The 22,270-nt window shown below is 72.9% G+C and carries 20 protein-coding genes; 9 read left to right on the forward strand and 11 right to left on the reverse strand.

Going from position 1 to position 22,270, the window contains the following annotated elements; all coding sequences use genetic code 11:
- Together ACIRG9_RS06260 and ACIRG9_RS06265 are read right to left on the reverse strand one after the other, a co-directional pair.
- Entirely contained in the window at positions 1-1,176 is a 1,176-nt protein-coding gene (locus ACIRG9_RS06260) for an aromatic acid exporter family protein (RefSeq protein WP_402850984.1), read from the reverse strand.
- 169 nt (positions 1,177-1,345) lie between these two features.
- Entirely contained in the window at positions 1,346-2,272 is a 927-nt protein-coding gene (locus ACIRG9_RS06265; protein WP_402850986.1) for an aminoglycoside phosphotransferase family protein, read from the reverse strand.
- Positions 2,273-2,488: 216 nt separating this feature from the next.
- Here ACIRG9_RS06265 and ACIRG9_RS06270 point away from each other — a divergent pair, with 216 nt between their 5' ends.
- Positions 2,489-3,979, forward strand: coding sequence for a cellulase family glycosylhydrolase (locus tag ACIRG9_RS06270; RefSeq protein WP_402850989.1), 1,491 nt, complete (start codon positions 2,489-2,491; stop codon positions 3,977-3,979).
- A gap of 100 nt (positions 3,980-4,079) precedes the next feature.
- Here the strand turns inward: ACIRG9_RS06270 and ACIRG9_RS06275 are convergent, their stop codons facing one another.
- The 4 genes from ACIRG9_RS06275 to ACIRG9_RS06290 all read right to left on the reverse strand — a co-directional run bounded on the left by ACIRG9_RS06275 (position 4,080) and on the right by ACIRG9_RS06290 (position 9,042).
- Complete coding sequence (locus ACIRG9_RS06275) at positions 4,080-6,668, reverse strand: discoidin domain-containing protein (protein WP_402850992.1); 2,589 nt, start codon at positions 6,666-6,668, stop codon at positions 4,080-4,082.
- A gap of 187 nt (positions 6,669-6,855) precedes the next feature.
- Positions 6,856-6,978 carry a 50S ribosomal protein L36 gene (locus ACIRG9_RS06280; protein ID WP_073836781.1) on the reverse strand — a complete coding sequence of 41 codons (123 nt, stop codon included), beginning with the start codon at positions 6,976-6,978 and terminating at the stop codon, positions 6,856-6,858.
- Between the two features lie 166 nt (positions 6,979-7,144).
- On the reverse strand, positions 7,145-8,476 hold the full coding sequence (locus tag ACIRG9_RS06285; protein ID WP_402850997.1) for a PHB depolymerase family esterase: 1,332 nt from the start codon (positions 8,474-8,476) through the stop codon (positions 7,145-7,147).
- Positions 8,477-8,658: 182 nt separating this feature from the next.
- Entirely contained in the window at positions 8,659-9,042 is a 384-nt protein-coding gene (locus ACIRG9_RS06290) for a winged helix-turn-helix transcriptional regulator (RefSeq protein WP_402851000.1), read from the reverse strand.
- A gap of 86 nt (positions 9,043-9,128) precedes the next feature.
- On the opposite strand from ACIRG9_RS06290, the gene ACIRG9_RS06295 reads away from it, so the two are divergent.
- Positions 9,129-9,947, forward strand: a complete 819-nt coding sequence (locus ACIRG9_RS06295; protein ID WP_402851002.1) for an MBL fold metallo-hydrolase — start codon at positions 9,129-9,131, stop codon at positions 9,945-9,947.
- A gap of 25 nt (positions 9,948-9,972) precedes the next feature.
- Here ACIRG9_RS06295 and ACIRG9_RS06300 read toward each other — a convergent pair whose 3' ends face one another.
- Entirely contained in the window at positions 9,973-11,112 is a 1,140-nt protein-coding gene (locus ACIRG9_RS06300) for an FAD-dependent monooxygenase (RefSeq protein WP_402851004.1), read from the reverse strand.
- Positions 11,113-11,188: 76 nt separating this feature from the next.
- Here ACIRG9_RS06300 and ACIRG9_RS06305 point away from each other — a divergent pair, with 76 nt between their 5' ends.
- A complete protein-coding gene (locus tag ACIRG9_RS06305; protein WP_402851007.1) occupies positions 11,189-11,800 on the forward strand; it encodes a TetR/AcrR family transcriptional regulator in 612 nt (203 codons plus the stop codon).
- A 10-nt stretch (positions 11,801-11,810) separates the two neighbouring features.
- Here ACIRG9_RS06305 and ACIRG9_RS06310 read toward each other — a convergent pair whose 3' ends face one another.
- A complete protein-coding gene (locus tag ACIRG9_RS06310) occupies positions 11,811-12,884 on the reverse strand; it encodes a DUF4037 domain-containing protein (protein ID WP_402851010.1) in 1,074 nt (357 codons plus the stop codon).
- Between the two features lie 88 nt (positions 12,885-12,972).
- On the opposite strand from ACIRG9_RS06310, the gene ACIRG9_RS06315 reads away from it, so the two are divergent.
- Positions 12,973-13,197: a hypothetical protein gene (locus ACIRG9_RS06315; protein ID WP_402851013.1), complete on the forward strand. Its 225-nt coding sequence runs from the start codon at positions 12,973-12,975 to the stop codon at positions 13,195-13,197.
- Positions 13,198-13,259: 62 nt separating this feature from the next.
- Positions 13,260-14,180 (forward strand): 5'-3' exonuclease H3TH domain-containing protein, encoded by a 921-nt coding sequence (locus tag ACIRG9_RS06320; RefSeq protein WP_402851016.1) that lies wholly within the window; start codon positions 13,260-13,262, stop codon positions 14,178-14,180.
- A gap of 13 nt (positions 14,181-14,193) precedes the next feature.
- On the opposite strand, the gene ACIRG9_RS06325 is transcribed toward ACIRG9_RS06320, so the two are convergent.
- On the reverse strand, positions 14,194-16,995 hold the full coding sequence (locus ACIRG9_RS06325; RefSeq protein ID WP_402851018.1) for a DEAD/DEAH box helicase: 2,802 nt from the start codon (positions 16,993-16,995) through the stop codon (positions 14,194-14,196).
- A gap of 86 nt (positions 16,996-17,081) precedes the next feature.
- On the opposite strand from ACIRG9_RS06325, the gene ACIRG9_RS06330 reads away from it, so the two are divergent.
- Positions 17,082-17,846 (forward strand): HAD family hydrolase, encoded by a 765-nt coding sequence (locus ACIRG9_RS06330; RefSeq protein WP_402851021.1) that lies wholly within the window; start codon positions 17,082-17,084, stop codon positions 17,844-17,846.
- An 87-nt stretch (positions 17,847-17,933) separates the two neighbouring features.
- Positions 17,934-18,887: an EamA family transporter gene (locus ACIRG9_RS06335; protein WP_402851023.1), complete on the forward strand. Its 954-nt coding sequence runs from the start codon at positions 17,934-17,936 to the stop codon at positions 18,885-18,887.
- On the opposite strand, the gene ACIRG9_RS06340 is transcribed toward ACIRG9_RS06335, so the two are convergent.
- A complete protein-coding gene (locus tag ACIRG9_RS06340; RefSeq protein WP_402851026.1) occupies positions 18,850-19,776 on the reverse strand; it encodes a diacylglycerol kinase in 927 nt (308 codons plus the stop codon). The two genes, ACIRG9_RS06335 and ACIRG9_RS06340, sit on opposite strands and share 38 nt — an antisense overlap.
- A gap of 230 nt (positions 19,777-20,006) precedes the next feature.
- On the opposite strand from ACIRG9_RS06340, the gene ACIRG9_RS06345 reads away from it, so the two are divergent.
- Positions 20,007-20,582: a TOPRIM nucleotidyl transferase/hydrolase domain-containing protein gene (locus ACIRG9_RS06345; protein ID WP_402851029.1), complete on the forward strand. Its 576-nt coding sequence runs from the start codon at positions 20,007-20,009 to the stop codon at positions 20,580-20,582.
- Between the two features lie 51 nt (positions 20,583-20,633).
- Positions 20,634-20,756 carry a hypothetical protein gene (locus ACIRG9_RS06350; RefSeq protein WP_402851031.1) on the forward strand — a complete coding sequence of 41 codons (123 nt, stop codon included), beginning with the start codon at positions 20,634-20,636 and terminating at the stop codon, positions 20,754-20,756.
- A gap of 1,082 nt (positions 20,757-21,838) precedes the next feature.
- On the opposite strand, the gene ACIRG9_RS06355 is transcribed toward ACIRG9_RS06350, so the two are convergent.
- The gene (locus ACIRG9_RS06355; RefSeq protein ID WP_402851034.1) at positions 21,839-22,105 is read right to left on the reverse strand and encodes a hypothetical protein; all 267 of its coding nucleotides are present in this window, start codon (positions 22,103-22,105) and stop codon (positions 21,839-21,841) included.
- Positions 22,106-22,270 lie beyond the last annotated feature (165 nt).

Raw genomic sequence — 22,270 nt, forward strand, 5'->3', positions numbered from 1 at the left:
TCACCGCGCCGGCCCGCTGACCGCCGCGTCGACCCGGCTCAGCACCGACGCGTCGTCGTCGACGCCCACCCCGCGCAGCAGGTCGATGGCGGTGGCCCGGACCTGCCCGATGATCATCGCGAGCGGCAGGGTCTGGCCCGGGGTGAACAGGCGGCCCGCCGCCCGGACCGCCGCCAGCGCGGCGGTGTCGGCCCGCTCGGCGTGGGTGTCGGCGATCCGGTCCTGCCCGTTGAGGTCGGCGGCGAGCGCGTCCCCGGCCGAGCGGACCGCCTCGGCCAGGGTCCGGACGGCGTCACCCAGGTCGGGTGGCACCGGCGCCGGGCTCCGGGTGAGAGTGACCGCCGCACGCGCGAGGACCCGTACGTTGCGTACCGCGTAGTCGATCTGCCGGATCGAGCCCGCCACCGAGCGCAGCCGCCCGAGGTGCTGGCGGCGGCGCAGGTTGAGCCGGAGCGCCTCGCCCGCGGCCTGCACCGCGTCACGCAGCCGCTCCACCCCGGCGTCGGCCCGCCGGGCCCGTTCCAGCGCCGCCAGGGCCGCCCCGTCGTCGCCCCGGTCCAGCGCCGCCGCGATCTCGTCGAGCACCCCGGCCAACTCCTCGAAGGTGTGCCGGAACTCGGTGACCAGCGGGGCGAGGGGCCGGCGGGCGTCGACGAGCTGGCTCGCCACGACCGCCACCGCGCCGCCGATCAACGCGTCGACGAACCGGAACGGGACCGGCGTCTCGCTCGGCGGCGCGACGACCACCAGGTAGAGGGCGGAGACGGCGGCCTGCACCACGGTCACCGAGCTGGCGCCGACCGCCACGGCGAGGGCCACGGTGAGCAGGATGACCGTGAAGACCGTCCAGGTGGTACGCGGACCGAGCGCCTGCACCACCAGGTCGGCGACGAGGACGCCGGTGGCCACGCCGAGCACCACCTCGACCGCCCGGCGGATCCGCTGGCCGCGCGCCTGGCCGAGCACGATCAGCGCGGCGGCCGGGGCGAAGAACGGCTGCGGGTGGCCGACCAGCCGGGTGGCGAGGATCCACGCGACGGTGGCCGCGAGGGTCGCCTCCGCCACCGGCGACCAGCCTCGCCGCAGCCGCCCCACGGCCTCGCGGGCGGCGGCGCCGGCTCGCGGCGCGTGGTCAGCTCCTGCGAGCCGGAGTCGCCAGCTGACCCACCGCGCCATCGTCGCCTCCGCTCGCCACACCCGACCACCCATGGTGCTCCCCCGGCGGCCCGCTGGCAGCGGTCGCAGTCACCCGTGGCGAGTGGCCTCTTTCACGAACGAGTGGCGATCGCACACGAAATCGCCACACTTTCCGGGAAACAGCGCGCGTCGGAACGCCGTGCGGCGGTCAGGCGGCGAGTTCGGCGTACTCGGCGAGGACGGCATCGAGCGTGTGGCGCGCCTCCGCGGCGCGGATCGGGTCGGGGTTGTCGAGCGTGATCAGGGCCTTCCAGAGCACCCAGCCCCGGCCCCGGGCCCAGGTCGCGTCGTCGACCCCGAGCGCGGCCCGGAACGCCGCCCGACTCGCGCCGGACAGCAGCGTCCAGGCGACGGCCAGGTCGCAGGCCGGATCGCCCATCCCGCAGCAGCCGAAGTCGATGACCGCGGCGAGCCGGCCGTCGCGTACCAACAGGTTGCCCCAGGCGACGTCGCCGTGGAACCAGACCGGCGGCCGGTTCCAGGTCGACTCCAGGGCGGTGGCCCAGATCCTCCGGACGGCGTCGGCCGGGATCCGCTCGCCGAGCAGCTCGACCGCCCGCCTGGTATCACCGTCGTACGTGGCCAGCGCCGCGCCCCGGAAGGCGCTGTGCGAGCCGGCCGGCGGGCCGCCGGCCGGCTCGGTGCGGTGCAGGGCGGTGAGGAAGCCAGCGAGGTCGGTGGCGAACCGGACCTGGTCGCCGATCCGCTCGGCGGCGGCGGTCTCGCCGTCGATCCAGCGTCGGACCGACCAGGGGAACGGGTAGCCCTCGCCGGGGCTCCCCTCGGCCAGCGGGACCGGCACCGCCAGCGGCAGCCGCGGCGCGAGGAGCGGCAGCCAGCGCTGCTCCTTCTCGACCTGCGGAACGTACCCCTCGGCGCTGGGCATGCGCACGGTCATCTCGTCGCCCAGGCGGAAGGTGCGGTTGTCCCAGCCGTCGACCGCGACGGGCCGGACCGGAAGGTCGGCCCAGTGGGGGAACTGGCCGGCGACCAGCCGGTGTACCAGTGCCGCGTCGATCCGCGGGACCTCGCGCGGCCCCGTCCGCGGGACCGATGCCTCGTGTCGTGTTGTCATCGCGGCCAGCATCGTCAGTGGCGACCGTGACGACAACCGGGTTCGCCCGACGCAGGCCCACAACCCACGAATGACTTTCGATGTGTTGCACCGCGCCGAAGCCTTCTCTACGCTCTCATGGGAGCGCTCCCGAGGCTGCCTGCGCCGAACTGTCTGGGCGAGTTCGCGACGGCACTGCCATGACTCACCACCACCCACCAGATGGGACGATCCCGCATGACCTCGATTCCGCGCCCGTCGCGGCGCTCCCTCTTCGCAGCGAGTGCCGTAGGCGCGCTCGCCCTGGCCACGGCGGCCCTGCTGCCGTCGACCAACGCCATGGCCGCGACCGGCTGCTCCGTCACGTACACCACCAACTCCTGGCAGGGCGGGTTCACCGCCAACATCACCATCCAGAACCTGGGCGACCCGGTGAACCAGTGGACGCTCGGCTTCACCTTCCCGAACTCCGGGCAGCGCGTCGACCAGGGCTGGTCGGCGACCTACCAGCAGAGCGGCAGCGCGGTCACTGCGAAGAACCTCGACTACAACGGCACGCTGGGCACCGGGGCGAGCACCACCATCGGCTTCAACGGCAGCTGGACCAGCGCCAACCCGAACCCGACCGCGTTCACCCTCAACGGCACGGCCTGCACCGGGAGCGTCCCCACCACCCCGCCCACCACGCCGCCGCGCACCACTCCCCCACCCACCACCCCGCCGCCGACGACCCCGCCGCCGACCACTGCGCCGCCCACCTCCCCGCCGCCGACCACGCCGCCGCCGACCGGTACCCCGGCGGGCATCAACGGCCAGCTGCGCGTCTGCGGGGTCAACCTCTGCAACCAGTACGGCAAGCCGATCCAGCTGCGCGGCATGAGCACCCACGGGTTGCAGTGGTTCGCCAACTGCTACAACGACGCGTCACTCGACGCCCTCGCCAACGACTGGCAGGCCGACCTGCTGCGGATCTCCATGTACGTGCAGGAGCAGGGCTACGAGACCAACCCGACGGGCTTCACCAACCAGGTCAACACCCTGGTGGACAAGGCCTCGGCGCGCGGCATGTACGCGCTGATCGACTTCCACACCCTGACGCCGGGTGACCCGATGTACAACCTGGACCGGGCCAAGACCTTCTTCGCCTCGGTCTCGGCGCGCAACGCCGGCAAGAAGAACGTGATCTACGAGATCACCAACGAGCCGAACGGCGTCAGCTGGTCCACCATCAAGAACTACGCCGATCAGGTCATCCCGGTCATCCGGGCCAACCACCCGGAGGCCGTCATCCTCGTCGGCACCCGCGGCTGGTCGTCCCTGGGCATCTCCGAGAGCGGCAACTCCGACGAGATCGTCAACAACCCGGTCTCGGCCAGCAACATCATGTACACGTTCCACTTCTACGCCGCGTCGCACAAGGACAACTACCGCAACGAGGTGCAGCGGGCCGCGGCCCGGATCCCGCTGTTCGTCACCGAGTTCGGCACGGTGACCTACACCGGTGACGGGGCCGTCGACACGGCCAGCAGCACCGCCTGGCTCGACCTGCTCGACCGCTTGAAGATCAGCTACGCGAACTGGACGTACTCCGACGCCAACGAGGGGAGCGCCTCGTTCAAGTCGGGCACCTGCGCCAGCGGCCAGTACGCCGGCACGGCGAACCTGACCTCCTCGGGGAACTTCATGCGCAACCGCATCCGTACCCCGGACAACTTCCCCACCAGCTGACCGGTCCGTCCGGCGGTGGCCCTAGGGTGGGCCGCCGCCGGACACGGGCCGGGCGTACGACGCGGGGGCGGCGCGGCGAGCGCGCCGCCTCCGCCCCCGGTCAGGGGTAGCTGACCAGGTTCACCGGCACGGTGTTGGTGCCCTGTGCCGGGGCGCCGGTGTCGTTGATGACGTGCGTGATCGACCCGCTGCCGCCCAGCGAGACGGTGAGCAGGTCGTGGAACCGGACGCCGGCCGTGTTCGGCGCCTCGAAGCCGTGGTACGCGGCGATGGTCGGATCGACGTTGAAGTAGCAGTAGCTGCCCATTCCCCAGCCCTCGAACGAGCTGACCGCGTTCGCCACCTTGAAGGCGGCGTAGCCGACCATCGAGCCGTTCATCCAGGCGCCGGCGTTGGGCGGGTCGTACGGCAACTCGTTCTGGAAGAAGATGGTCCGGCCGTTGTTGCCGTTCCAGATCACCTCGTACTTCTGATAGTGCTCGACGAAGAGCCCGAGCGCGGTGACGTTGTTCCCGTTGACGATCAGGCCGGTGTCGGCGGTGTTGACGGTCCAGCCCACGCCGGTGCCGTGGTCGGCCCGCCAGGCCCAGATGTGGTCGATCAGTGTGTCGTTCTGGTTGACCACCAGGCTGGTGGTGGCCTTGCCCGCGCCGGCGCCGCCGATGCGGAAGAAGACGTCCTGGATCGAGGTGGGGTTCGCGGCGTGGCTCGCGGTCGAGCCGGTGGGCCCGACCTGGAGCAGGACCGGCGAGTTGACCGGACCGGCGTCGAAGAGCAGGCCGGCCAGCCGTACCCCGTCGACGTCGGCCACCGACATGGCGGTGACACCGTTCTGCGGGATCAGCGTCGGGAAGCCGATGCCGAGGACCACGGTGCCCGGCCGGTTGACGGCGATGGTCTGGGTGACCGAATAGACCCCGGGGGTGAAGAGCAGGTTCAACCCCTGTGCCAGCGCCGCGTTGATGGTGGCGGTGGAGTCGCTGGGACGCGCCACGTAGAACTGGCTCAGCGGGATGGAGGTGCCGGGGGTGGCGCCGTTGAGCCAGGACGCCCCGGAGGCGTTCGTCCGGGTGGACGGGACGAAGACCTGGTAGTTGCCGGACGCGTCGAGGTAGAGGTACGGCGCGTCGCGGCTGACCGGGGTCTGGGCGAGGGTGGTGTAGGCCGGGTTGGGGAAGCTGGTGGCGGGAGCACCCACGACGCCGGACTGGACCATGTTCCACACCGCGTTGAGGTAGCCGCCGACGTTGCTGTCCCGGGTGTACCACTGCTGCTGCGAGTACGGCTGCACGGTGCCGGTGACCCGGCTGTCGGCGATGTACCCGCCGCTGGCCCAGCCGTAGCCGTTGGGGGCCAGGTTCAGGTTGCCCTGGATGTCCATCCGGCGGAACGGCGCGGCCTGGGAGACCGCCCAGCGGGTGAACCCGGCGGAGGGAAAGACCTCCATGTTGGACGCCGAGCGCCAGAAGTTCTGGGTGGCGTTGCCGTTGAACCAGCCCGCGTCGACCGTGATGTCGCCGTGGATGCGGACGTCGTCCGGGTTCCGGCCGAGGCCCATGATCGAGGTGTAGAAGCCGATCTGCGCGTTGATTCCGCTGTAGTCCCCGGGCTTGAACATCAGCGCGTACCGCTGGGTGCCGAACTGGTTCGACTCCTGGGTCCGGAAGACGGTGTCGAGCTGGCTCTGGATGGTCGCGCTGGACATCGACGGGTCGAAGGTGATCACGTTGGGTCCGAGCGATCCGCCGCCCGGGATGGTGCCCCCTCCTCCGGTGGTGTTCACGGTGAACTCCCAGAGCGAGTAGCCGTAGCCGGTGGCCCGGGCGGTGCCGTACACGCGTACGTACCGGCCGGTGCCGGTCAGGGTCAGGGTCTCGGTCCCACCGGCGCCGGTGGTGGTGGAGTAGACGGTGGTCCAGCCGACGCCGTCGGTCGAGGTCTGGATCTGGTACGCGCGCCCGTAGGCGGCCTCCCAGTTCAGCACGACCCGGCACAGGGTGCGGGCGCTGCCCAGGTCGACCTGGAGCCACTGCGGGTCGCTGGCGGCGCTGGACCAGCGGGTGCCGGTGTTGCCGTCGACCGCCGCGGTGGCGGGGAAGCCGGCGTTCTCGGTGGAGGAGGCGGTCGCGGGCCGCCCGAGGGCCGCGTTGGTCGCGGTGTCGCAGTCGGTGCCGCCGCCGGTGCTGCCGTAGACCTGGAACTCCCAGAGCGAGTAGCCGTAGGCGGTGGCCCGGGTGGTGCCGTACACGCGCACGTACCGGCCGGTGCCGCTGACGGTCAGGTCGGCGGTGCCGCCGGCTCCCGTCGTGGTGGACCAGATCGTGGTCCAGGTGGCGCCGTCGGTCGAGGTCTGGATCTGGTACGCCCGCGCGTACGCGGCCTCCCAGACCAGCGTGACCCGGGAGACGGTGGCGGTGGCGCCGAGGTCCACCTGGAGCCACTGTGGATCACTGAAGGCGCTGGCCCAGCGGGTGCCGGTGTTGCCGTCGGTGGCGTTTGCCGCCGGCGTGCCGGCGTTCTCCGTCGACGACGCGGTGGTCGGGCGGCCCTGCGAGAGCAGCGGGTCGGCCGCCTGGGCCGCGGACGGCGGGGCGACCAGCGCGGTCGCGGCGATCAGCGACGCCAGTGCGGCGAGCAGCCGCCGTGCCGGGCGCCGGGGTGGGGTGCGGTGCGGTGGGACCGGTGACATGGGCATCTCCGTGGTGGTGGGGAGCCGGGAGACGAACGGGTGTCCGCGGTGTTGCGAACGCCCGCCCGGTCGGGTGGAGATTCCCTGTCGCAGTGGCATATGTCAATGGATTCGAGGGTGTCGCCCTCCTTTTTTCACCTCTTGTGAAAAGTCCAAAAACAACTCTCTGAGCTGTACTTCCGCCCGGTCAGCCCTGCCGGGCCTTCTGCCTGGGGTCCGCCTTGTTGAGCACGAAGACCTTGCCTCGACGGCGTACCACGATCGAGTTGACCTTTCGCTTCAGCCCGCGCAGTGAGCTTCGGACCTTCATCCGGGTCACCCCCGTTCCTGCTGGACTCGGCTGACGGCTCCGCGTACCCGGCGACGGCAGGCTCATGCGGCGCGCCCGCAACGCGACGCCGACCGACAGCCCGGACAATCCCCGCTCAGGGCAATCACCGCCGGACGCCCCGGGTGGGACGTCCGGCGGCGATCCGTCAGGCGACCGTGCAGGAAGCGCCGTTGAGCGTGAACGAGGTGGGCTTGCCGGCGTTACCGGTGTGGTTGGCCTGGAAGCCGATGCTGACCGAGCCGTTCGGCGGGATGGCCGCGTTGTAGGAGACGTTGCGGGCGGTCACCGCGCCGCTGGACGGGCTGTACGTCGCGTTCCAGCCGCTGGTGATGGTCTGCCCGCCCGGCAGCGTGAACACCAGACTCCAGCCGTTGATCGTCGTACCGCCGGTGTTGGTAATGGTCACGTCCGCGGTCAGGCCGGTGTTCCAGGCGTTCACGGTGTACCCGACGCGGCACCCGGCGGCAGGCGGCGGGCTGCTGGGCGGGGCGGTGGTCGGGGGCGTGGTGGTCGGGGGCGGCGTGGTCGTCGAGGGCGTGGTGGGCGGCGCGGTGGCGGTGTCCAGGCCGAAGAAGCGAATCGCCTGGGCGGCGTCGACGGGGAGGTTGTGCGGCACCCCCTGCATGCTGATCGCCTCGACCGGCGCGGTGCCGCCGCTGCTGCCATACCGGGTACGGGTGTAGCCGGACTGTGGGGTGTCGGTGAACGTCGGGGTCTGGCTCAGCCCCTGCAGGTTGGTCCACTGCTTGATCTCTTCACCGAAGTTCGGGTAGCGCAGGGTCTCGTCGCTGGTGCCGTGCCAGAGCTGCATCCGGGGTCGCTTGCCGCTGTACCCCGGGTACGCGTTGCGGACCAGGTCGCCCCACTGCTGCGCGGTCTTGATGACCTGGCCGTTGGCGCACTCGCTGTTCCACTCCGAGCCGTTGGTGGTGGCGAAGCATCCAAACGGCACGCCGGCGAAGGCCGCACCCGCGGCGAAGACGTCGGGGTAGAGCCCCAGCATGACGTTGGTCGTCATGGCTCCGGACGAGACGCCGGTGGCGAAGATCCGGTTCGAGTCCACGTTGTAACGCTGCCGCACGTAGTTGACCATCGACATGATGCCGACCGGGTCGCTGCCGCCGTCGCGGCGCAGCGCCTGCGGCGAGGAGACGTCGAAACACTGGCCACTGCGGGTCGCCGACGGGTAGACCACGAGGTAGCCGTAGCGGTCGGCCAGCGACGCGAACTGGGTGCCGGTGTACATCGCCGGCCCGGAGCCGGTGCAGTAGTGGATCACCACGACCAGCGCCGGCTGCGACGCGACCCGGTCCGGCACGTACAGGTGCATCCGCAGGTTGGTCGGGTTCGCGCCGAAGTTCGTCACCTCGGTCAGCGCCGCCGCCGAGGCGGGAGTCGCGGCCGTGACGGCCGCCAGCGCGGTCAGCCCGGCGGCGACCAGGGCCGCGCCGAGCATTTTGAGCCTCGTTCTCAACATGATTCTCCTCGGGTGGTGGGGACGCCACGCGTCAGCGGACACACGCGACGGCCTCGCCGGCGAGGCGCCATCACGGCGGCCCGGACCCTCGGAGACGAGATAGATGACCGAGTATAGATACGGTCATCGTGGAGTTTACGGGCCGGCATCGCCGCCGACAACGACCCGCCCGGTCGAGCCGGCTACCCGCCCCGGGACCCCGCCGGGTCCGCTCCCCAGTCCCACATCGCCCGAAGTACCGGGAGCAGTGCCCGCCCCCGGTCGGTGAGGGTGTACGTGACCCGGGGCGGCCAGGAGGGGGTACGGCGGCGGACGACGACCCCCGCCTCCGCCAACTGGGCCAGCCGATCGGCCAACACCTTGTCGGACAGCGCGGGTAGCGCCTGCGCGAGCGCGGTGAAGCTCCGGGGGCCGCGGGCGATCTCGCCGATCACCAACGCGGTCCACCGCCCGCGCAGCGCGGCGAGGGTGATCTCCACCGGGCAGGACGGGTCGGGGCGGACATCCGGACCGGAGCACAGGTCCAGCAGTCCCGCCCCGGTGTGGCCAACCGTTTGGTGAGTCACGAGAGCGCCTCCTAGCGTTCGGCGCGGCCGCATCCGACGCCAACTCAGGGGGAAACGTGCGAATCCATCATCTCAACTGCGGGTCCATGCGGGAGATCGCCCCGGCCACCGACCTGGACGGTACGCTCCGACCCCTGCCCGCGGTCTGCCACTGCCTGCTCATCGAGACCGCCTCCGACGGGCTGGTGCTGGTGGAGACCGGCTTCGGCACACTCGACACACAGGATCCCGAGGCGAGGTTGGGGCAGGACTTCCTCGCCTGGGCTCAGCCCGTCCTCGATCCGGCGGAGACGGCCATACGCCAGATCGAACGGCTCGGCCACTCGCCGGCCGACGTCCGTCACATCGTGCTGACCCACCTGCACCGGGACCACGCCGGCGGGCTGGCGGACTTCCCGCACGCCCAGGTGCACCTGCACGAGACCGAGCATCGGGCGGCGACGGCGACCCGCCGTGACCGGTACCCCCAGGCGCAGTGGGCCCACGACCCGCGCTGGGTCACGTACTCGGGCGCCGACGGGGAACGCTGGTTCGGCTTCGACAACGTGCAGCCGCTCGCCGGCCTGCCGCCGGAGATCCTGCTGGTGCCACTCGCCGGCCACACCGAGGGGCACCTCGCCGTGGCCGTCCGGCGTTCGGCCGGGCCCGGCCCGGCGTGGCTCGTGCACGCGGGCGACGCGTACTACTACCGCGGGGAGGTCGCGCCGGGGCTGCCGGCGACACCGCCGATGTTCGACGCGCTGCAGGCATCCGTCGAGACCGACCGTCCACTCCGGCTGGAGAACCTGGCCCGGCTCCAATCGCTGCTGGCGGAGCACCCCGGTCAGGTGGAGGTCGTCTCCGCCCACGACCCATGGGAGTTCCAGCGGGTGTCCGCCGTGGACGGCGTCACGGCGGCCGGCTGACGACGGCAGCGGGGGCGCGCGGGCGCTACCGGGCCGGGGGCGGACCCGGGGTGGCCGGCCGGACGCGGGCGAGCGCCCGGGCGGCGGCGTCGCGGGTCGCCAGGCCGACCCGGGTACGGGGCACGAGCAGCCCGGCGACGTACCGGGCGGCCCGCCGCTTCAGCTCGGTGCGGCGACGGTGCACCGCCTCGTAGCGACGGAAGGCCGCACCGTGCTCGCCGCCCGCCAAGGCCTCGGCGAGGGTGTGGGCACCGGCGATGGCGAGGCTGGAGCCCTCGCCGAAGAGCGAGACGCAGGAGGCGGCGTCACCCACGAGCACGATCCGCCCGCGCGACCAGCAGGACAGGTGCACCCGGCTCACGCTGTCGAAGTAGATGTCGTCGGCGGCGCGCACCCGGTCGAGCAGTTCCGGCACCCGCCAGCCCCGCTCGCCCTGGTACGCCTCGACGACGAGCCGCTTGTGCCGCCCGACGTCGCGATGGTCGAAGCCGTCGACCATCGGGCCCCGGAAGATGAACGCGGCCATGGCCTCGCCCCGCGCCGGGTGCACCGAGGCGAGCCGTCCCGGGGTGTTGTACAGCAGCACGTCGTGCGGATCGTCGGCGGGCCCGCCCAGCGGCAGGCCGGCCACCCACACGCCGAGATGGCGGACGTACTCCGCCGCCGGCCCGAAGGCGAGGCGGCGCACCGTCGAGTGCAGGCCGTCGGCCCCGACGACCAGGTCGTAGCGACGCGGCTCGCCCCGGGCGAAGGTCACGTCGACGCCGCCCGTGTCCGCGGTCAACGCGGTGATCGTGTCGTCGTACCGGAACTCGACCTCGTCGGCGGCGGCCCGGTGCAGGATCGCGGCCAGGTCGGCGCGGGGGATCTCCAGCTCGGTGCGGCCGGCGGGGCGTTCGAAGCCCATCGGGAACCTGGCGACGGTCGCGCCGGCGGCGTCCACCAGCCGCGCGCCGGTCACCGAGGTGGCGGCCGCGCGCAGGGGCTCCAGCAGCCCCATCGCCTCGACCACCGGGGCGGCGGGGCCGCGCACGTCGACCGGAGCGCCGCTGGACCGCTGACCGGCGGCGCGCTCCACGACCGTCGACCGGAATCCGTGCCGGGCAAGCCACCAGGCGAGCGTGTTGCCCGCGATGCCGCCGCCGGAGACGAGCACTGTGCGCATGACGGCGACGATACTGGCACCCACTGCCATTTTGCAATGACTGCCATACGGCTTTCAGTGCCGTATCATCGCCGGCATGTCGTCGCTACGTGACCGAAAGCGGGCCCGGACCCGGCAGGCGCTCATCGACGCCGCCGTCGACCTCTTCGAACGGCACGGCTACGACCGCACGGGCGTCGCCGACATCGCCGCGGCCGCCGAGGTCGGCACCCGGACCTTCTTCCGGTACTTCCCCAGCAAGGAGGCGCTGCTCTTCCCCGAGAGCGACGACCGGATCCGGGCCGCTGTCGAGGCGATCGCCGGTCGCGGGCCGGACGAGGGGCCGGCCGAGGTGCTGCTGCGGGCGCTGCGCACCGTGACCGCGGGCAGCGAGGAACTGGGCAGTCGGCTCGCCGCGCTGCGGCTGCGGCTGATCCGCGAGGTGCCGGTCGTACGCGGGCGCGCCCTGCAGCTCCAACTCGACGCACAGCGGGAGATCGCCCGACACCTCGCCGCCGCGTACCCGCGGCAGCTCGACCCGGTGACGGCGGCGGCGCTGGTCGGGGCGTTCCTCGGCGCGGTGGCCGGTGCGCTCCAGGTACTCCTCGACGACCCGGACCAGGCCGCCGACCCGGCGGCCGTGCAGGCCGCGCTGCGCCGGGCCACCGAGATCGCCCTCACCGGCTGGGCCGCCGCCCCGACCGGCTGACATCCGGCGGTCAGTCCGGCAGCACCGCCGCGGCGACCCGGCGCACCCGCGCCGGGTGGGTGAGCACGTCGACGTTGTCGAGGTACTGGTCGACGGCGCCGACCGGCGGGCGGGCCCGCAGGGCCGGGTCCTCGACCGCGGCCCGCAGCGCGGCGCCGAACCGGTTCGCGTCCAGGACCAGGAAGGGCCGGTCGTGGAACGGCCGGACGGTCGGGTCGACCGGAGCGACCAGCCCGGTGTCGTTGGTCCAGCCCGCGACGGTCTCCAGCGCCCGGACCAGCCCGGCCTGCCGCGCCGGCCACTCCCCGGGCCCGAGGGCGGCGGCCAGGGCGTCCAGCACCGGGGCCGCCGCCGGCAGCGCGGCGAAGATCGTGCCGAGCCACTTCGCGTACGGCGGCCAGCGCCGGTGCAGCAGCAGCCCGAGGCGCATCAGATCCCGGGCCACTCCGGCGGCCACCACCCGGCTGCCCAGCTCGTCACCCACCTCGGCACACCTGCCCACCAGGTGCTCGGCCTGGCCGACCCGCTGCCAGCCGGCCGCCAGCACGTACCGCCAGACATCGTCCGGATACCACGCCAGCCGGGCGCGGGCGGCCGTCAGCTCCCCGTCGAGCCCGTCGTGGAAGACCGCGCCGCCGGTCAACTCGGCGAGCCGCTGGGTGGGCGCGCAGAGCCAGTCCGCCACCGCCATCCCGGTGCGCGGGTCGCAGCCGAGTCGCTCGCGCAGCCAGCCGCCCAGCTCGTCGACGCCCACCCCGTGCCGGTCGCCGTCGGCGCTCACCACGCCGAGGCGGACGTCCGGGCCGCCGACGAACCGGGTCGGCCAGCCGAGGAACTCCGCCGGCAGCGCGGCGTCGAGGGCCGCCCGTACCCGCGCGACGTCGGCGGCATCGGCGACGAAGAGCTGGGTACGCGGGCCCCAGTCGTGGTCGGTGGAGCGCGGGGTGTCCAGCCCGAGCAGCTCCGAGCCGCCGTCGAGCAGGCCGGCGGCGTAGCGGAGGCCGGGCAGGCGGAGGGCCAGCAGCGGGGCGAGGACCTCGTCGTGGAAACGCCGGCAGAGCGCCAGACCGGGTACGAAATCCATGCCGCCAGTCTGCCGGACCGCCCGGCGGTTATCGGTTCACCGGCCCGCCCCCGCCGATAGCCTGGTTGCGGGTGAAGGAGGCAGAGCGGTGACGGACACGGGCCAGGACCGGGCAGCCGTACGGCGCCGCCGGCTGTGGTGGGCCGGCCTCCTCGCCGTGGTCGGGCTGGCGCTGCTCCTGATCGGCCTGATCGTCGCCAGCGGCACCCTGGCCTGGGTCGAGGTGGCGCTGGCGCTCGTGCTGCTCGTCGCGAGCTACGCGCTGCAGCGGGCGGCCCGCCGGGAGACCCTGTACCGGCACGACGGCCGCTGACGCCCCGGCGGCGCCGGTCGCCGATCCCCCACCTCGTCACACCGCTGTGCCAGGCTGGTGGCGTGGCACACCAACCCCCGATCCTGCTGATCGACTCCCCCAGCCTCTACTTCCGCGCCTACTTCGGCATCCCGGAGTCGGCGGCGAGGACTGCCGACGGCCAGCCGGTCAACGCCGTTCGCGGTTTCCTCGACATGCTCGCCCAACTCGTCCGTACCCGTCGGCCGGACCGGATGGTCTGCGCGCTCGACCACGACTGGCGGCCGGCGTGGCGGGTGGAGCTGCTGCCGTCGTACAAGGCGCACCGGGTCGCGCCGGAGGGCGGCGAGGTGGTGCCGGACACCCTCTCCCCGCAGGTCCCCATGATCCTCGAGGTCCTCGACGCGCTCGGCATCGCCGTCGTCGGCGCCACCGGCTACGAGGCCGACGACGTGCTCGGCACCCTCGCGGTGACCCAGCCCGGCCCGGTGGAGGTGGTCTCGGGCGACCGTGACCTGTTCCAGCTCGTCGACGACGACCGCCGGGTGCGGCTGCTCTACATCGGGCGCGGCGTGGCCAAGCTGGCGGACTGCGACGACGCGGCCGTCCGCACCCGCTACGGCGTCCCCGCCGACCGGTACGCCGACTTCGCCGCCCTGCGGGGCGACCCGAGCGACGGGCTGCCGGGCGTGCCCGGCGTGGGCGAGAAGACGGCCGCCCGACTCATCGACCGGTACGACGGGCTTCCCGGCATCCTGGCCGCGCTCGACGACCCGGCGTCCGGTTTCGCCCCCGGGCTGCGGACCAAGCTGGAGGCGGCCCGGGACTACCTGGCGGTCGCGCCGAAGGTGGTGCAGGTCGCCACCGACGTACCGCTGCCGGAGCTGGCCACGGCGCTGCCGACGGCGCCGGCGGACCCGGACCGGCTACTGGAGCTGGCGCAGCGGTGGAACCTGGCCGGTTCGTGCCGGCGCCTGGTGGACGCTCTGGCCGGCGGGTCCTGAGCGGCGGTGCCGCTCAGGCGGCGGCGTGGTAGGCCAGCACCCCCCGGTTCACCGCGGCGATCGCCTGCCGGGCGGTGGCCCGCACTTCCGCCGACGCGCCGCCGGAGTCGGCGAGCTGGCCGAGCAGGTCGACCACCTGCCGCGCCCAGCGGACGAAGTCGCCGGCGGGCATCTCCCCGTCGATCTGGTGGCCGCTGGCGAGCACCTTGGCGAGCGCCTCGCCCCGCGCCCAGCGGTAGATCGGCCAGGCGAAGCCGAGGTCGGGCTCCCGGGTGACGGCCAGCCCCCGGGCGGCCTCGTCCGTCTCGATGTCGGTCCACAGCTTGAGCGTCTCGTCGACGGCGTCGGCGACCGGGCCGCGTGGCAGGGAGGCCCGCTCGTCGACGTCCCGGCGCGCCTCGAAGACCACCACGGACACGGCGGCGGCCAGCTCGGAAGGCGAGAGCCCGTCCCAGATCTTGCGGCGCAGGCACTCGGCGACCAACAGGTCCGCCTCGGTCCAGATCCGGCCGAGCATCCGCCCGGCGTCGGTGACCTCACCCCCGGCGGAGAGGTAACCCCGTGCGGTCAGCAGCGCCACGATCCGGTCGAAGGTGCGGGCGAGGGAGCCGGTCCGGCCGGCAACCCGCTGGCGCAGCTCCTCGGTGTCGCGTTCCAGGCGGCGGCGCCGCTCCGCCCAACGGGCGTGCTCCTCCCGGTCCGGGCAGGCGTGACACGGGTGCCGGCGCAGCTCGGTACGGAGCTGGCTGAGCCGGTGGTCCTCGCCGGCGGCCTGCCGGGACCGCCCGCCGCGCCGGCCGCCGTGCCGGTCCAGCCCGGTGCCGCTGACCGCGGCGGCGAGGTCCCGCCGGGCGGCCGGGGACCGGTGGTTGAAGTGCTTGGGCACCCGGATCCGGGCGAGCACCTCGGCCGGGGTGGTGAAGTCGCCGGGAGTGACCCGGCCGGCCCACCGGTCCTGGGTGAGCACCAGCGGACGCGGCTCGCCGAAGCCGCCGGTGGCCGGGTCGAGGACCACCGCCAGGCCGGCCCGGCGGCCGGACGGCACCCGGATCACGTCACCGACCCGCAGCCGCTCCAGCGAGGCGACGGCAGCGGCCTTGCGCTGGGTCTGCCCCTGCCGGGCGATGGCCCGCTCCCGGTCGGCGATGGCCACCCGCAGGGCGAAGTACTCGTCGAAGTCACCCTGGTGGCATGCCGCGTCCGCGCCGTACGCCTCGATGGACTCGGTGTTGCGCTGCACCTGCCGGGCCAGGCCGACCACCGACCGGTCCGCCTGGAACTGGGCGAACGAGGACTCCAGCAGGGCCCGGGCCGGCTCGGCGCCGACCGTGCCGACCAGGTTGACCGCCATGTTGTACGACGGCCGGAAGCTGGACCGCAGCGGATACGTCCGGGTGGACGCGAGGCCGGCGACGTGCCGGGGGTCGGTCTCCGGCGACCAGACCACCACCGCGTGCCCCTCCACGTCGATGCCCCGGCGGCCGGCCCGGCCGGTGAGCTGCGTGTATTCGCCCGGGGTGAGGTCGACGTGCGCCTCGCCGTTGAACTTGACCAGCCGTTCGAGCACGACGCAGCGGGCCGGCATGTTGATGCCCAGCGCCAGCGTCTCGGTGGCGAAGACCGCCTTCACCAGGCCGCGCACGAAAAGCTCCTCGACGACCTCCTTGAACGCCGGCAGCATGCCGGCGTGGTGGGCGGCGAGCCCGCGCTCCAGGCCGTCGAGCCACTCCCAGTAGCCGAGCACGGAGAGGTCCTCGCCGGGGATGGCGGTGACCCGCGACTCGACCACCCGGCGGATCTCGGCGCGCTCCTCCGGGGAGGTCAGCCGCAGGCCGGCGGCGAGGCACTGCTGCACGGCCGCGTCGCAGCCGGCCCGGCTGAAGATGAACAGGATCGCCGGGAGCAGTCCCTCCCGGTCGAGCCGGTCGACGATGTCGGGGCGCATGGGGCCGCGCCAGCGTGGCCCGCGCCGGCCGCCGCCGGGGCCGGCGCTGCGCCCCTCCCCCAGTTCGAGCCGGCGCATCGTCTCCCGGGTGTAGCGCAGCAGCTCCGGGTGCACGTCGTGCTTGCGGGCGGCGTCGGCGTCGTGGAACAGGTCGAACATCCGCCGGCCGACCAGCATGTGCTGCCAGAGCGGCACGGGCCGGTGCTCGCTGACCACCACGGCGGTCTCGCCCCGCACGGTGACCAGCCAGTCGGCGAACTCCTCGGCGTTGGAGACGGTGGCCGACAGGGAGACCAGGGTGACCGAGGCGGGCAGGTGGATGATCACCTCTTCCCAGACCCCGCCGCGGAACCGGTCGGCGAGGTAGTGCACCTCGTCCATCACCACGTAGGCCAGGCCCTCCAGGGTGGCCGAGCCGGCGTAGAGCATGTTGCGCAGCACCTCGGTGGTCATCACCACCACGGGCGCGTCGCCGTTGATCGCGTTGTCGCCGGTGAGCAGGCCGACCTGCTCGGCGCCGTAGCGGTCCACCAGGTCGTGGTACTTCTGGTTCGACAGCGCCTTGATCGGCGTGGTGTAGAAGCACTTGCGCCGGGTGGTCGGGCCCGGGCCGCCGTCGACCGCCGCCGGCTCACCGGGTGTGCCGCGCAGAGCCAGGTGTACGGCGAACTCGCCGACCACCGTCTTGCCGGCCCCGGTCGGGGCACAGACCAGCACACCGCTGCCCCGTTCCAGGGCCTCGCACGCCTCGCGCTGGAAGTCGTCGAGATCGAACGCCAGCTCGCGGGCGAATTCATCCAGGGCCGGGAAGGTGGAGGCCTGCGCGGCCCGGCGGCGCGCCGCGGCGTACCGCTCGGCGGGGCTCGACATGCATCCAAGATTAATCGGTCCGTCCGACGACCACCGGCCAAGGCCATCCGGCAACCGGGTAGGAGCGGGTCGGTAGGGTGCACGACGTGCCGGATCATGCCGAACCGACCCACGCCTCGAGCCGCGCCGACGGCGCTCCGCGCCCGAGCACGTCCCGCCGGCCCGTGGAGGCGGTGCTCTTCGACTTCCACGGCACCCTCGCCCAGGTGGAGGAGCCCCGGGAATGGGTGCTGGCCGCCGCGGCCGCATGCGGGGTGGAACTGGACCGGGTCCGCGCCACCGCGCTGGCCGACCGGCTGCTCACCGCGGGCCGGGCGGGCGGACCGCTGCCGGCCCGGGTGCCGCCCCGACTGGCCGAACTGTGGGCCGACCGCGACCTCTACGAACACGCCCACCGGGGCGCCTACACGGGGCTGGCCGAGACCGTCGACGTGGGCATCGACGGGTTCGCCGACGCGCTCTACGAGCGGGTGCTGGTCCCCGACGGCTGGGTGCCGTACCCGGACGCCGAGGCGGTGCTCAGCACGCTGCGCCGGGCCGGGGTGAAGGTGGCGGTGGTCAGCAACATCGGCTTCGACATCCGGCCGCTGATCGACGCCTGGGGGCTCACCGAGCTGATCGACGCGTACGCCCTGTCGTACGAGGTGGGGCGGTGCAAACCGGACCCGGGCATCTTCCTGCGTGCCTGTGGGATGCTCGGCGTCGACCCGGAGCGGGCCCTGATGGTGGGCGACACCCCCGCCGACGCGGGCGCGGTCGGGGCCGGCTGCGCGGTGCTGGTGCTGCCCTGCGTCGACGCCGGGCGCCCCAACGGCCTGGGCGCGGTGCTCGACCTCGCCGTGCCCGCCTGACCGGTTCGCCGCCCGCCGAAGTGACCGCCGACCCACCCCGGGACGCCCGGCGGACCACCGCCTGAGCTGGGGAATAGCGTCGCGGGCATGACGACCGGCGGATCCCCCACCGCGCCTGCCCCGGCCCGCCGCACCGGCATCGGACTGGTGCTCGGCGGGGCGCTCTCGGTGCAGTTCGGGTCCGCGGTCGCCGCGCTGCTGTTCCCTCGTATCGGGGTGGCCGGAGCGGTGACGCTGCGGCTGGCCATCGGCGCGCTGCTGATGCTGGCCGTGTGCCGGCCCCGGTTGCGCGGACACGGCCGCGCCGACTGGGTCGCCGTGGTCACCTTCGGGCTGGCGCTGGCCGGGATGAACTCGGTCTTCTATCAGGCCATCGAGCGGATCCCGCTCGGCCCGGCGGTGACCCTGGAGGTGCTCGGGCCGCTGGCGCTGTCGGTGCTCACCGCCCGCCGACGGGCGGCCTGGTGCTGGGCCGCGCTGGCCCTGGCCGGGGTGGCGCTGCTCGGGCAGGGCGGCTTCGCACGGCTGGATCCGGTCGGGGCCGGGCTGGCGCTGGGCGCCGGCGCGCTGTGGGCGGCGTACATCGTCTGCTCGGCCCGGGTCGGCGGGCGGTTCCCCCGCGCCGACGGGTTGGCCCTGGCGTTGGCCGTGGCCGCGTTGGTCACCCTGCCGATCGGGCTGGTCGACTCGGGGAGCCGGCTGTGGCACCCGGCGGTGCTGGGGCTGGGCACCGGGCTGGCCGTGCTCGCCTCGGTGCTGCCGTACACGCTGGAGCTGCTGGCGCTGCGGCGGCTGCCCACCGCGACCTTCGCGGTGCTGATGAGCCTCGGACCGGCGGTCGCCGCCCTGGCCGGTTGGCTGGTGCTCGACCAGCGGCTGGAGGCGGTGGAGATCCTCGCGATCGGGCTGGTGATCGCCGCCAGCGCCGGCGCGGTCCGGGCCGGCGCGCGGGGCCCCGGCGGGCCGACCGGCGGTCCGCCGGCACCGGAGGACGTCGAGCTGATCAGCGCAGCAGCCGCAGCGCCGCCGGCACGGCGGTGATCCGCAGCGGCAGGTCGGCCGTCCGCTCCCCGTCGGCGTAGGTGGTGATTCCGGCGGCGTCCAGCTCCACGGTCCGGGCCCGGTGTACGCGCACCAGCGGGTGCGCGACGTGGGTGCCATGGTAGATGCGGGGCTTGACCCGGATCAGCGTGCGCCGGTCGAAGCGCCCGCCGATCACCACGTCCAGCAGCCCGTCGGTGGGGTCGGCATCGGGGCAGATCCGCATGCCGCCGCCGTAGCTGGCGCAGTTGCCGACCGCGACGAGCACAGCGTCCACCTCGTGCTCGGCACCGTCGAGGCGCAGCCGGTAGCGGCGCGGGCGCAGCCGGGCCAGCTCGACCAGGATGGCCAGGTCGTAGCGGCGTGGACCGCGCGGCCAGCGCATCCGGTTGGCCCGCTCGTTGACGATCGCGTCGAAGCCGGCCGCCAGCACCGCCCCGTACCACCGGTCGCCGCCGTCGGCGGTGGTCACCCGGGCCAGGTCGACCGGGCGGGTGCGGCCACCGCGCAGCGCCGCGACGATCACCTCGACGGCCGCGAGCGGGTCGGCGGGGAACCCGGTGTCGGCCGCGAAGTCGTTGCCGGTGCCGGCGGGAACCGGGCCGAACGGCACGGCCGTACCGGCGACGGCCTGCACCGCCCGGTGGACGGTGCCGTCCCCGCCCACCGCGACCAGCGCGGCGGCGCCGTCGGCGACCGCGGCGTGGCAGGCGGCCTCCGCCTCCTCGGGAGTACCCGCCGCCAGCAGCCGGACCGGTCGGCCGGCGCGCTTCAGCCGGTCCACCAGCCGGGGCAGCAGGCCACTGTGCCGGCCCCGGCCGGCGGTCGGGTTGGCGAGCACGGCGACGGGGCCGGGCGGGAGGGGATCGTGCGCGGTCACGGCGAGCACCGTACGGCACCGCGAACGGCACCTCCAGCCTCGTGCCGGCCGGATCTGTCCGGTCGGGCGCACTGGGTGGGCGTGGCGCCGCGTACCGGGCGAGCGGTCCATGACCACCGGTTCGGCGCGGCGGGCGGCCGGGTGCTGGTCACCGGACCACTCCCGGTTATCCGGTTGCCGGGGTCGGCCCGGGCGGGCAGGGTGGGCCGAGAGTTCGGCGCGGACCGGGGAGGCGTGCGGTGGACCTGCGAAGCGGCCTGACCGACGCCGCCGGCCTGTCCGCCGCGACCGTCGTGCTGGTCGAGGGCGACAGCGACCGCCGCGCGGTCGAGGCGATGGCACGCCGACACGGTCGCTCGTTGCACGGCGTGGCGGTGGTGCCGATGGGCGGGGTGACGAACGTCCGGTACTTCGTCGAACTGTTCCACGACCGGCGGCTCGCCGGCCTCTACGACGCCGCCGAGGAGGGGTACGTCCGGCGGGCCCTGACGGAGTGCGCCTTCGGCCCGGCCGGGTCCCCGGCGGGGCTCGCGGGCCTCGGCTTCCACGCCTGCCGGGCCGACCTGGAGGACGAGCTGATCCGGGCGCTCGGGACCCGTAAGGTCGAACAACTCGTCGAGACCGTGGGGGACCTGCGCTCCTTCCGGCTGTTCCAGCGACAGCCCGCCCAGCGGGACCGCCCGCTCGCCCGCCAACTGCACCGCTTCATCGGCACCCGGTCCGGCCGCAAGAGCCACTACGCCACGCTGCTCGCCGACGCCGTCGACCCCGCACGGACACCACCGCCCCTGGACCGCCTGCTGGCGCTGCTCTGACGGCCCGGCCCCGATACGCGGAACGCCGCCCCCTACTCGGGGACGGCGTTCATGTTCGACACCGACCGCATGGCCGAGACCACCGTGAGCGTGAAAGGCGACATGATCGACGCGTGGTACTCGCGTGGCACTCCGGGCAACACCGCGACTTCGGGGCGAAAATTCAGGCTGTAATGCGCCCTACAGGCTCCCGATCTGGACCTCGGATGCGATGCCCGGACATCTGCATGACCTGGCCTGCGCCCAACGTTTGGACGTCACCGGCGCACTCTACTGGGCGGCCTCCGAACTGCAGCTGCCGACCCTGGCGGACTCAGGCTACGAAGGCGCTGGCCAAGGCATCCACACTCCGTACAAACAGCCAGCCGACGGCCGCCGGCTTGCCGTCGGACCTACAACGCCGTCCTTCGATCAATGCGGTGCCTCGGAGAACGCGGCTTCGCGATCCTCGTCGGCCGCTGGCAGACCCTGCGTCACAGCACAGCCAGCCCACGCCAGGTCGGCGACATCGTCCGCGCCGCTCTCCACCTCACCCATTTCGAATACCGATACCTACCGGAATCCGGAATCTTGTTGAGATCGGGTCAATAGACGAAGCCTACAACATCCCGACGAGCTACAGTCGAGCTAGCATTGGAGTTACGTCCGAGAACCGCTGGGTACGCGAAATGCCGTCCCATAACGAAACGACACTCCACGCATCCGATCATGATCAGCTAGCCATGTTCCAGTGCCGCTAGATAAGCACTAAGGAACCGAGCCGACGTAACTAGGCCGCCTTCCACGGCGCGCACGCGTAGCCAGTTCGGCAGGGCTGGAATTCGACCACAGGGTCACTAGAGGTGGTCACGGTCCTTCCACCGCAGCCGGCGGCCGAGCCATTGGCATCGCCAACCGACCCGGTGGCACCACTGCGAAGCTTGTACGCAGCGCTGAAGCCTTGGCCGTCCGCGTTGGTGTCGCATGCCGTGACGTAGGTGTGATCACTGGAGACACTCGCGGTACCGCAGACTTCATTCCAAAGCGGCCCGCAGAAGTTTGGCCCACTGTAACTAACGGCATGAGCAAAGGCGGGTGTGACCGAAACTGCAACCGCAGCCGACGTCGAAACCAAAACGCCGGCAATGTTGAGGGCGACAAGCCTTGTTCTACGCTTCACGATTCATCCTCCCGTGCGTGTCAGCAAACCTTAACGCATAGATGATCGTTGTGCAAGGCGCGTGCTTTAGAGGGCAGGAACAGGATCCAATCACATTTCAGATCGCACTGCGGAGCACGCCCGTCAGCTCGGCATAGACGATGCTGGCGTAGCCACCGTCGCCCCAGATCAGGCCGATGTTCGGGTAAAACGGGCCGTGATGCTGGTCAGGACGAGTTTGCTCCGGCCCCGGGCCTGGGATGCTGGCCGAGTGCACCACGCACGCCAGTAGCCGCCCGTTGACGCCCACCAGCAGTCGCCGCTTGCGGCCACGTACCTTGGCCGGCGTCGGAGCCGATCTGCTGCCCAGACCGGCAGGCGTCATCCCCACCGGGTCTGGGCAGTCCTCACAAACTCCCCCTGATCGGCGGGGAGACCCACCACAGCCCACGACCCGCTGGCCCGCCCACAGGGACCTCAATCACCAGCCGGTCAGCTAACACTCTCTTGGAGCACCGGGGCCGCACACAACGACAAGGACCATCTCCAC

This window comes from Micromonospora sp. NPDC093277, from assembly GCF_044765245.1.
In the GTDB taxonomy this organism is placed as follows: Bacteria; Actinomycetota; Actinomycetes; order Mycobacteriales; family Micromonosporaceae; genus Micromonospora.

Coding starts and splice junctions, on each gene's coding strand:
- ACIRG9_RS06275 (WP_402850992.1), bottom strand. CDS start 6,668: ATGTCACCGGTCCCACCGCACCGCACCCCACCCCGGCGCCCGGCACGG.
- ACIRG9_RS06350 (WP_402851031.1), top strand. CDS start 20,634: ATGTTCGACACCGACCGCATGGCCGAGACCACCGTGAGCGTGAAAGGC.
- ACIRG9_RS06285 (WP_402850997.1), bottom strand. CDS start 8,476: ATGTTGAGAACGAGGCTCAAAATGCTCGGCGCGGCCCTGGTCGCCGCC.
- ACIRG9_RS06260 (WP_402850984.1), bottom strand. CDS start 1,176: ATGGCGCGGTGGGTCAGCTGGCGACTCCGGCTCGCAGGAGCTGACCAC.
- ACIRG9_RS06305 (WP_402851007.1), top strand. CDS start 11,189: ATGTCGTCGCTACGTGACCGAAAGCGGGCCCGGACCCGGCAGGCGCTC.
- ACIRG9_RS06265 (WP_402850986.1), bottom strand. CDS start 2,272: ATGACAACACGACACGAGGCATCGGTCCCGCGGACGGGGCCGCGCGAG.
- ACIRG9_RS06325 (WP_402851018.1), bottom strand. CDS start 16,995: ATGTCGAGCCCCGCCGAGCGGTACGCCGCGGCGCGCCGCCGGGCCGCG.
- ACIRG9_RS06295 (WP_402851002.1), top strand. CDS start 9,129: ATGCGGGAGATCGCCCCGGCCACCGACCTGGACGGTACGCTCCGACCC.
- ACIRG9_RS06335 (WP_402851023.1), top strand. CDS start 17,934: ATGACGACCGGCGGATCCCCCACCGCGCCTGCCCCGGCCCGCCGCACC.
- ACIRG9_RS06355 (WP_402851034.1), bottom strand. CDS start 22,105: ATGACGCCTGCCGGTCTGGGCAGCAGATCGGCTCCGACGCCGGCCAAG.
- ACIRG9_RS06310 (WP_402851010.1), bottom strand. CDS start 12,884: ATGGATTTCGTACCCGGTCTGGCGCTCTGCCGGCGTTTCCACGACGAG.
- ACIRG9_RS06280 (WP_073836781.1), bottom strand. CDS start 6,978: ATGAAGGTCCGAAGCTCACTGCGCGGGCTGAAGCGAAAGGTCAACTCG.
- ACIRG9_RS06270 (WP_402850989.1), top strand. CDS start 2,489: ATGACCTCGATTCCGCGCCCGTCGCGGCGCTCCCTCTTCGCAGCGAGT.
- ACIRG9_RS06300 (WP_402851004.1), bottom strand. CDS start 11,112: ATGCGCACAGTGCTCGTCTCCGGCGGCGGCATCGCGGGCAACACGCTC.